This is a genomic window from Candidatus Symbiothrix dinenymphae, assembly GCF_001431085.1.
This window is the reverse complement of record NZ_BBRU01000293.1, coordinates 1-539: the sequence shown is the minus strand read 5'-3', so window position 1 is coordinate 539 and position 539 is coordinate 1. Positions and strand designations below refer to the sequence as shown.

Below are 539 nucleotides of genomic sequence, written 5' to 3'. Positions count from 1 at the left end.
GTAGTGCACGTCTCGAACCTCAAAACCGGCTCGCTCGCGCGACAGACCACCGGGACCAAGTGCCGACAGACGGCGCTTGTGCGTGAGTTCTGCCAACGGATTAGTCTGGTCCATGAATTGTGACAGGGCGTTGGTGCCAAAAAACGTATTGACCACCGCCGAAATCGTTTTCGCGTTAATCAAATCAATTGGCGTAAACACCTCATTATCACGCACATTCATACGCTCGCGAATGGTTCGCGCCATACGAGCCAAACCAATGCCAAACTGACCATATAATTGCTCGCCAACGGTGCGCACACGGCGGTTGCTCAAGTGGTCGATGTCGTCCACATTGGCTTTGGAGTTAATCAATTCAATCAAATACTTGATAATCTCGATGATGTCTTCTTTGGTCAGGACTTTCACGTCCATAGAGGTCGTCAGGTTCAACTTGCGGTTGATACGGTAACGTCCCACCTCGCCCAAATCGTAACGTTTTTCGGAGAAAAACAAGTTCTGAATCACTTCACGCGCACTGGCATCATCGGCAGGGTCGG

General features: G+C 50.6%; 1 pseudogene. It reads right to left on the bottom strand.

Annotation, left to right across the window (positions count from 1 at the left end):
* A pseudogene (gene rpoB / locus ASC50_RS03715) lies at window positions 1-539 on the bottom strand (DNA-directed RNA polymerase subunit beta); the annotation flags it as partial.